This window comes from Paenibacillus sp. J22FR83 (assembly GCF_059691955.1).
This window is the reverse complement of the sequence record NZ_JCAUAM010000007.1, coordinates 178,664-188,349: the sequence shown is the minus strand read 5'-3', so window position 1 is coordinate 188,349 and position 9,686 is coordinate 178,664. Positions and strand designations below refer to the sequence as shown.

Annotated in this window: 6 protein-coding genes; 2 read left to right on the top strand and 4 right to left on the bottom strand. The window is 43.3% G+C overall.

Annotated elements, in window-relative coordinates; genetic code table 11:
• Nucleotides 1-109 precede the first annotated feature (109 nt).
• Complete coding sequence (locus AC58PV_RS14615) at nucleotides 110-571, top strand: MarR family winged helix-turn-helix transcriptional regulator (protein WP_497432954.1); 462 nt, start codon at nucleotides 110-112, stop codon at nucleotides 569-571.
• Nucleotides 564-2,036: a DHA2 family efflux MFS transporter permease subunit gene (locus tag AC58PV_RS14610; RefSeq protein WP_497432953.1), complete on the top strand. Its 1,473-nt coding sequence runs from the start codon at nucleotides 564-566 to the stop codon at nucleotides 2,034-2,036. Before AC58PV_RS14615 ends, AC58PV_RS14610 begins: the two co-directional genes overlap by 8 nt.
• A 75-nt stretch (nucleotides 2,037-2,111) precedes the next feature.
• On the opposite strand, the gene AC58PV_RS14605 is transcribed toward AC58PV_RS14610, so the two are convergent.
• The 4 genes from AC58PV_RS14605 to AC58PV_RS14590 form a co-directional block, all read right to left on the bottom strand.
• Nucleotides 2,112-3,953, bottom strand: coding sequence for an S-layer homology domain-containing protein (locus tag AC58PV_RS14605; RefSeq protein ID WP_497432952.1), 1,842 nt, complete (start codon nucleotides 3,951-3,953; stop codon nucleotides 2,112-2,114).
• 74 nt (nucleotides 3,954-4,027) lie between these two features.
• Nucleotides 4,028-6,763: a hemoblobin-interacting domain-containing protein gene (locus tag AC58PV_RS14600; protein WP_497432951.1), complete on the bottom strand. Its 2,736-nt coding sequence runs from the start codon at nucleotides 6,761-6,763 to the stop codon at nucleotides 4,028-4,030.
• A gap of 169 nt (nucleotides 6,764-6,932) precedes the next feature.
• Nucleotides 6,933-7,529 carry a response regulator gene (locus AC58PV_RS14595; RefSeq protein WP_497432950.1) on the bottom strand — a complete coding sequence of 199 codons (597 nt, stop codon included), beginning with the start codon at nucleotides 7,527-7,529 and terminating at the stop codon, nucleotides 6,933-6,935.
• A complete protein-coding gene (locus tag AC58PV_RS14590; RefSeq protein WP_497432949.1) occupies nucleotides 7,526-9,328 on the bottom strand; it encodes a sensor histidine kinase in 1,803 nt (600 codons plus the stop codon). Before AC58PV_RS14590 ends, AC58PV_RS14595 begins: the two co-directional genes overlap by 4 nt.
• Nucleotides 9,329-9,686 lie beyond the last annotated feature (358 nt).

Genomic DNA, 9,686 nt, shown 5'->3' with positions numbered 1-9,686 from the left:
TAGGACAAACCACCATATTTATCAGTTTGACAGTAGTTTGCCATTGCTCCTATAATAGTTCGTATACGAATTATTCGCGTGCGAAATTTAATTGAAGGAATGAATGAACATGAATGATCAGCAGCAACAACGTACACTCGAGATTATTCAGTCCGCACGAGAGGTCAAACAAGCCTTTCATCAAGTGATGAGTCGTGCTTACCAGCATTTGAATATCACGCCGATTCAATCATTCGTACTTCGCAAGCTGAGCGAGAAACCTGGCATCACGCTATCGGAGCTAGCCGAATGCATTCAGTTGGGCAAAAGCACGACAAGCGGCATTATTGATCGCATGGTTAGAGATCAACTGGTGTCTCGTGAACAGTCCAGCACAGATCGCCGGTCAGTTACTCTTAAGCTGCTAGACAAGGGCGAGCAGTTGCTTCAACGCGTGCGAGAAAACCAAGTGGAGCGCATGTCTCCGCTCTTACAAATGTCCGATGATGAAATCGACAGTTTGCTTCGTATTCATCAAAAAATTGTGCGCATCCTGCACCAAGAACTGGAGGAAGATTCTACGTATGAGTAATGCAGTTTCGAACACCCTACGGAGAGGCCCGATTGTCGCATCCTTGCTGATTGCGGCTTTTGTTGCCCTATTAGCTCAAACCTTATTGAATGTCGCCTTGCCGAGCATGATGAAAGATTTGAATGTCACCGAAAATACCATTCAATGGTTAATTAATGGCTACATGCTCGTGAACGGCGTGCTCGTTCCTGTCAGCGCTTATTTAATCACGCGCTTTACGACCCGAAACCTATTTTTGATTGCATCCGGATTTTTCGCAGTGGGTACGATTATTTGTGCCTTCGCTCCTGGCTTCGAGCTTCTGCTCGTGGGCCGTCTCGTTCAAGCTGTGGGGGCTGGTATTCTCATGCCGCTCATGTCTATTGTCTTCCTGACCATATTCCCTGTTGCTGAACGTGGTAAAGCGATGGGACTCATGGGTCTTGCCATGATCCTTGCGCCTGCGATCGGCCCTACGCTATCAGGCTGGGTTGTTGAGCATCATTCTTGGCGTGTTCTGTTTTATATCATCTTGCCATTATCATTAATTGCTTTCATTTTCGGCGCTTTCTCCATGAAAAATGTCATTAAGACATCGATACCTAAATTCGATGTCCCTGGTGTAATCTTCTCCACCCTCGGCTTTGGTGGCTTGTTATACGGATTAAGTGACGCTGGTACCGATGGTTGGGGCAGTACAACCGTTGTGACTTGCTTGATCGTCGGTGCGATTTCCTTGGCTCTCTTCGTATGGCGTGAGCTTACAGCGGAGAAACCGCTTCTCGAGCTTCGTGTTTTCAAATACAGCATGTTCTCTCTAACCACTGTTATTAATATCATTATCACCATGGCCATGTACTCAGGTATGATTCTATTGCCGATATTCTTGCAAACCATCCGCGGATTCTCACCATTGGATTCAGGCTTGTTGCTCCTACCTGGTGCCATTCTAATGGGGATTATGTCACCTGTGACAGGAATCATTTTCGACAAAATCGGGGCTCGGTGGTTGTCTGTCATCGGTTTAGCGATTACAACAATTACGACGTACGAATTTAGTAAGCTTACCGTCGATTCTACGTATGCTCATCTCATGCTGGTCTACACCCTTCGGATGTTCGGGATGTCCATGCTTATGATGCCGATTCAAACGGCAGGCTTGAATCAACTGCCTAGACGCTTGAATGCTCACGGTTCGGCGATGTCTCAGACGCTGCGAAATGTCGCAGGGGCTCTAGGGGCTGCGCTTCTGGTTACAATTATGACTAATGCAGCGACTTCACACGCGAAAGACCTTGTCATCGCAGGCAAAATCGATCCGAAGGACGCGGCAGCTATGGCCGATGTTACGCATCATGCTACGGTGTTTGGAATTAACTATTCCTTCGAAATTGCAACATGGATGACGCTCGCCGCGCTGGTGCTGGCCTTCTTCATCAAAAAGACTTCACCGACCGAGGAGCCTGTTGTTGAGAAAGAAGCGTAAGGAAAGCAAATCGTCCCTCAAAATAGAAACGACAAAAAGGTCATCTGTGAAGATGACCTTTTTTACTATGTCTGATTAGTTAATGAATTGCGCATATTGCAGCAATCGCTTCAACATGACCACCGCTTGTGCGCGGCTAGCATTAGCTGTTGGAACGAATGTGCTATCTGTCATACCGGAGATAATTCCCGCTTTCACAGATTGTGAAACAGAAGTCTTAGCCCAACTGCTAATTTCCGAGTTGTCGTTAAACTTGCTCAACAATTCCGCTTGTCCTTCAACCGATTTGCCAGCTGCGCTCAATGCCTTCGCAACCATAACCGCCATTTGCTCACGCGTGATCGGCGCGTTCGGCTGGAAAGTACCATCTTCGAAGCCACTCACTAGGTTGGCCTTCACAGCAGCACCAACGGCTCCTGCGAACCAATCCGTGGCATCCACATCATGGAATGAGGCTGCTCCTGCATTCGACGTCAACGCCAACGCACGTACGAGCAACGTTGCAAATTCAGCGCGAGTGATATTCGCTTCTGGCGCAAAGCCTGTATCGGTTGCACCACTAACGACCAGCTTGGAAGCTAGCAATTCGATGTCCGACTTTGCCCAATGTCCTTTGATATCATCAAAGGATTTGAACGATGTGATCACGGAATAAATACTGTTTCCATTTCGTTTGATATTCGCATCTGTCGTTCCATCCGAATTCACCGTGAACACAGTTGGTACGAAAGAAATTTCTCCCGTAATTGGATCATACAGAACTCCCGTTGCATTCTCAGACTTAATCGATCCTGAATACACGATTTGTCGCTCCACGTAGACGTTACCGAAGTCGTTCACATCTTCTTTTCTTCCGTTACTTTCAGCAGTAATGCTGAAATCGACCGAGTGGCCTAACGAGGTAGCGCCTTTTTCCCCCGCGCTCTCTTGAATTTGTTTCTCAATGTCCGTTCCCATAACCGAAATGTTAAGATGCAACATCACACCTGAACTATCCGTACCTAAAGACTTGGCAATATTCGAAAGATCCAACACGGATAGTGGAAGTAAGTAAGATTCCTTACCAGAATAAATACGAATTAGCGCATCAGGCGCACTCTTCATGCCTTCTACAAGCACAGAAGCTGGAATATCAATCGTTGTTTTGCCATTAGTTTCAACCGCACCGATTTTGATCGCGATAATTTGCTTTTCTTCCGTCTTCCCTTGATCTTTAAGCTGAACAAATGCATCGGTTAAAAATTTATTATCAATCGTCACGGTTGTGGTCGATTTCCCGTCAGGTACAGTCACTTTATTCGATTTGATGGCGTCAGGATTGATTTGTACATTGTTGGTTGTTACGATGTTGGTTGGCGTTGTGGAACTGTCTGTACCATTAGTACCACCAGTACCTCCGGTTCCTCCAGTACCACCAGTTCCTCCAGTACCACCAGTTCCTCCAGTTCCTCCAGTACCACCAGTACCTCCGGTACCTCCGGTTCCTCCAGTACCACCAGTTCCCCCAGTTCCTCCAGTTCCACCAGTTCCTCCAGTACCACCAGTTCCTCCAGTTGGTAATGCTTTAACAATAAAGTCTTCCGTATCTACCGTATCCCCATAACCAGCAACAACTTTATATGTGCCCGTTAGCTCGTTGGCGCCCACGATGAAAGTATCGGAGAATGCGCCGTTCGTGGCTTTGACAACATCGAAGAAGAAGACACTACCCGTCGGACCAATTACCTTCAAGATGATTTCCCCATTCAGGGAAGTACCCGAAATTGTTACCGTTCCGCCTAGTGTTACCGCTGGAATTGCTGCGACACTAACTTGTGGCACTGAATTTGCTAGTGCGGCTAAAGGCGCTATGGCTGTACTAGCCAGTGCTATAGATAGAGCTATGGATGAGCTCAGAATAAGCTTTAAAGGTTTCACCGTGTTCATTCCTCACTTTCTTTAACTGTTGAAACTGCCCGCGTGGGCAGTTTCAATGTGATTTTATTTAGTTACTATGGTTCATTTCGGTTGCTTATCAAATCATATTCCGCATCGGAAATTTGTGTGGCTAGGTTGGCGCCTACACTCAACGGGCTATTGCTATATTCACTTACTATGAAAGCTCTCACCGTATACTTTGCGTTTGTTGCTGCATCAGCTACATTAAAGTTGGCTGTGAATGTTCCTGCTCTGAAATAATCAGATTCTGCAGCAACAATGCTTACCGGTGTTTGATCATTCATCAATTGGAAGATGACATGCAAATGTCGATTAGACCGATTTTCTGCAATCTTCACTTTAGCCGTTATTCCACTAGTCGTATCTATTCTCACTGGCGTTATATAGTAGGAATCTTGACTTTTAATAACATCTATACCATCTGAATAGCTTGTGTTAAACCCGTCTGAGTAAATTCTGATCTGGTAATACGAATCTTTCTCTAAGACTCCTTGCTTGATGATTAGTTTCCCCGCACTAATCGTATACTCACTTGGCGATAACGTTCGTTCCGACCAGTTATAGGCACTCTCTGCTAATACAACACGTTGAATTTTATTTCTCCAAGTTGCGTTATCTTCAAACGTTAGAACACTACCAACATTGCTGAAGAACGATCCCGTTAAATAAGGAGGATAATTCGTTGTATTCAGATCTTCCGTAACTGTATCTGAAGTCAATACTACGCCAGTTGAATCTTTAAGTGCCTGTGCGGCAACTTTAATTTGCAAATTGCCTTCGATGACATGTGCAAAATAGACATTAATGCTACTTTCATCTAGGATAACGCTATCCTCCGACTGAAGAGGTAAGAACGTCACACCTTTATCCGTTGAGTACGTTATATAATCCTTGAGATGAGAACCCGTTCCATTGATTGTATTGTCAACCAGATGTCCTTGCCGAGTTGAATAATATATTTTAACTGAATGCTGAGATACCAAGAATTGATAGTACATTTGAGGCTCGTAATAACTATTTGGCGAAATTGGTTCCGTTGTAATTGCATCTGTCAGAACTACATTATTTTCAGAAACAAACGCACCAGCTGGTACATTAACCTGAATATTGCTATCAACAAACGCGTTTGCAAAATGCATTACTACTTTATTCTCGCTATACGTAATGGATGTGACGGTATTTATCGGTGTGAGAGCTTGACCATCCTTAGAAAGGGTAATCGCTGCTTTAAGATCGCCTACAAATGCAGAATTAATTTTTATATTTTTGTCAAAATATAAGTTCCAATCGTGATTCAAGTTGTCAATAGTTGAACGAACATACTGCGGAGCACCAATGCCCGTGACATCAATATAGTTTGTTGTGACCCCTGTGTTTAGAACGTTGCCTGCTTCATCCCTAAGTGCTCTCTCGGAAATGAAGATTTTGCTTGTAGCTCCTGATAGTGCTGAATTTAAGGTGATAATTAATTGATTACCTGCTATCTGCACAGTCCCGTAATCTGTTGTTAGTAGCTGAAAACCATTGTCACCTGTTTTAAAATAAACAGACTCAGCTAACTGTTTTGTTACGCAGGTCCAGTTTGGAAATGGATGCCAACCACAGCTTTGTTCATTCTCATTTAAACTAATCGGCTCATCAAATGTTAACGTCACGACATTACGATCCCCACTTACCTCAACACCTTGATAAACAGGTGCATTACGATCACTAACAACAATCTCATCGGAGGTAATTTCATTAGCAGTAATGAGACCACTACTATTTTTCAAGGCATTAGCCGCGATTTTCACTTTGTAGCTGCCTGGCGTCAACGATTCAAAGAAATGAGTATAGATATAATTGCTGCCGTTAGTATCTAAAGAAACGGTATCATTCAGAGCTAATGCGGTATACGCACCAAATGCACTCGTGATAGCATCATATTTCGCTATCGTTACGGCTGCTTTCAAGGCATCTGCATTACCTGTACTAATAACATCTTGAGAAAGATATACGTTTAGTTCTGAGTTCGCTATTGTATCTCCATCGTTTAGCTCATAACCATCAAATTCGATCGGATTTGCATTCAATCGGATGCAAAGTGTCGCATTATTTTTCTGATTACCACCAACAAAATGCAAAGCACCTTCTGCAATCTTAATGGTTGGCGTTCCACTGATCACGTCAGGGAAGTAAATGCTCATTGTGTTTCCTGTAAGGGTAACATTATTAACTGCAGTTAGCGGCGTGTAGCTCCCTCTTCTAGGCTTCACTTCAATAGATTCATATACATACTGCGTCACAGATTGAACATCCCCGTTAAATGTCAACGTAACGTTATGCAGATCACTGCTGATCACCGAGCTAATAACTTCTGGTGTACTCAGATCATGAACACCAAACACGTCACTGATGATATCGGAGTTCTGTCCTTCAAAAGCACCTGCCTTGATGCGAATTTGGTTTTTATCTCCAACCAAACTTGAGTCCAAGTTTAACGTTACCGTATTCTCATTCATTGTTGCATAACAAAAATCATCATAGAAGTAACCATCATACGTTCCTTTTAACTCGATCTTGTCTGACCAACCGCCTTCGGACGATATATCTCTGTCGAATGTTAGCACTACCTGCGAATTGTCATCACTAGCAATAGCGCTCACCAAGGCAAGTTCTGTCTCGGTATCCGCATAAGCCTTCCCCGAAAAACTCGCACTAAACGGCGAAATAACCACCGCTAAAACGAGCAGAAAAGATAATAATCTTCCCCACACTAGCTTCCTAAACCCCTGATTCCTCTTTAACATGGAACAACCTCATTCCTATCGATTTTGTCATAAACTCTATTTCTACTGGCAATTATAGACTTTGGACCTATAAATGAAATGTAACTAAAGTTATAGTTTTTAAAATAAATGTCGAAAAACCCATACTCATGACATGTATGGGCGTTTTATTCCTATGAGGCTGGACCTATTAAGGCAGCATTCTTAACTCTTTCATTCTAGCAACGGTTTGTACGCGTCGCTTAATGCCTAACTTTCCATATAAGCGATTAATGTGTCCTTTTACCGTGCCTTCCGTTAGTCCGAAGCGTTTGGCAATTTCCATATTAGACAACCCATCTACGATGGCTAATGCAATATCTAATTCCCGATTCGTCAGAGGATCGATTAGAGCCTCTGACGGGGTCCGCCCTTTAACTACGTTAGGAACGATATCCGCACGAGCCCTCTCCACCGTTCTATATAATCTCTCCTGCACAACAGGCTTCACGATGTAGTCGAAGGCATATACATCGAAGGCAGATAAGGCGTATTCCTTGTGAGAGGTAATGAACACGATTTTGGTATCTCTCCCTTTTTCCCTCACACGCTCAGCAAACTCCAAACCATTTTCCCTCGGCATACTAATATCGACGAAAACCATATCCACTTCGTGCGTGATCAAGTACTCATAAGCTTCTTTCGCCGCTGAGAAACAACCCACAACTTCGATGTCTGACATTTTGGCGAGCATCCGCTTCATGATGAGGTGCATGGCCTTCTCGTCGTCAATCATGATGACTTTCATCTCTCTCGCTCTCCCTCATGAGTTGCTAGTCTTGTTGTCGCCTCAGGCCGTGTTGGCATGGTGAAATAAAACGTAGTTCCTTGCAAGGGTACACTCTCAAACCAGATCTTCCCACCGTTTAAGTGCACGAACTCCTTGCATAGGGTTAACCCAAATCCGACACCTCGTTCTCCAGCGGTTCCCATTGACGAAGCTGGATAGGCCTCTTTCAACAACGTACTCGCCTGATCGGATGTCATGCCTGCCCCTGTATCGCTCACCGATACAATGACGGCATCTGATTCATAGGCTACTTGCAACCGGATCGTGCCACCGATTCCTGTAAATTTAATTGCGTTCGATAACAGATTGCGGATAATGAGATCGAGCATTTCTTTATCTGCATACACGAACGTACCCATAGGGATTTCGTTAATCATCTCTAGCTGTTTACTCTCACTGCGTACCTGCATCATGCGCAGGTTTATCTGTACGGTGTGAGCTAAGTCTCGTTCGACGGGATTGAAAATCATGCCACCCCCCTGACTCCGAAACCAGTCCAGTAAACTCTCTACCAACGTAAACGTATTCTGAATCTGTTGGCTCATTTCTAATACAATCTCTTCATAATCCCCCTCGGCATTCTGCAAATCGTCTTCCATAATTTCTACTAAATTGATTAGGACAGCCAATGGGTCGCGAATATCATGCGCCACAACGTTAAACATTTTGTCCTTGAAGGTATTGAGTTCACTTAATTGCCTGGCATTATTGCGCAGAATCTCTTCTGAGCGCACCATTTCTGTCACATCGGTTAACAGGAGCATCTTGCCGGCAGGTTTTTGCGCATGATCATGAATATAAGACATGTGGATATTATAAAATCGCTGATCAGCCTTACTCGAAATTTGAATTTTACTATCTATAGATGGTCCCACTCTTACTCTCTCTAACAAGATGGGATATTGGGCGAAGACCTGAACAGCAGACTGCCCGATCCAACTCGGATCAATACCTGCAATAACACGCTTAGTGGATTGGTTGAAGCTCGTCAAGATGTTATCCATATCCAAAACCATAACCGCATCCTGCATCGATGCGAATACCTTCTGCAACGCTAGGGGAGCTATTCTTAGCATATTGAATTGATAAATACCCCATAGGAAGAAAACACCCGAGAAAATAAATCCGAACGGTGAAATATCAATTGGCATGTAAATAATGCCGCTTAAGTAAATCAGAGTAAAGCCATACGGACCCCATGAACCAATAATCATAAACGCGATTTGTTTCTTCATTCGAGGTGTAGATTTACGGAACATTTGGATCAACATGCCCATGCCAACTACAAAAAATGAATAGGAGTACGCAACATGCAGTTTGTATAGAGGTCCTTTTTCCAATGTAACGAGAGGGAAGCCTTCGGAGTAATCTAATGTCATGCTTGAATAAAATAAATGATGCCACTCATTCGTATTATGGGAAACAAATGTGATCATAGGTACGATCATAAGGAGAGAAACAACCCATTTGCTGACAAATTTTTGTCGGCCAGTGTACTGTAAAACGAGTACAAACCACAGGATGGTGCCAAATGGAATCCCTATATATTCAATACGCAGCCAGAACTGGATTTGCTCTATCGATGTACTAACGACTTCGAAGGCGTAGCCGAAAGTATAAAACGCCCCCGATAACACGCCCAAACCATAGCTGATGGCAATGGGAAGCTCTCTTCTTTTCCAACAAAGATAGGCAATGACCAATGAGCAGCAGGTCGCAGCAATTAGGAGAACGGATAAATACGCATTATAACTCATTGCTCTAGCCCCCACTCAGGAATCTTCTTTCATTCCTCGTTTCCTATGTTATCAAACTTCCCATGAATTTTGTTGGTTTTTAGGGTTAATTTCAACATTTAAATTGAAAAAGAAGCGTAAGGAAAGCGAATCGTCCAGCAAAATAGAAATAACTCCAAAGTTAAAAGACTAGGTAATAAGTACTATATTTCATTCGTAGTAGGATTCTATAGAAAACTATCGAATTTTAATAGTAAAGAAACCAATAAAATCATAGCTTCTTAGCGGAATTGTGCCTTATCTTTGTATATACTTTTGTTTTACTTTTGTTTCCTTAAAACAACTAGAAAAAAATTGACAAAAAACGAGATCAATAGAC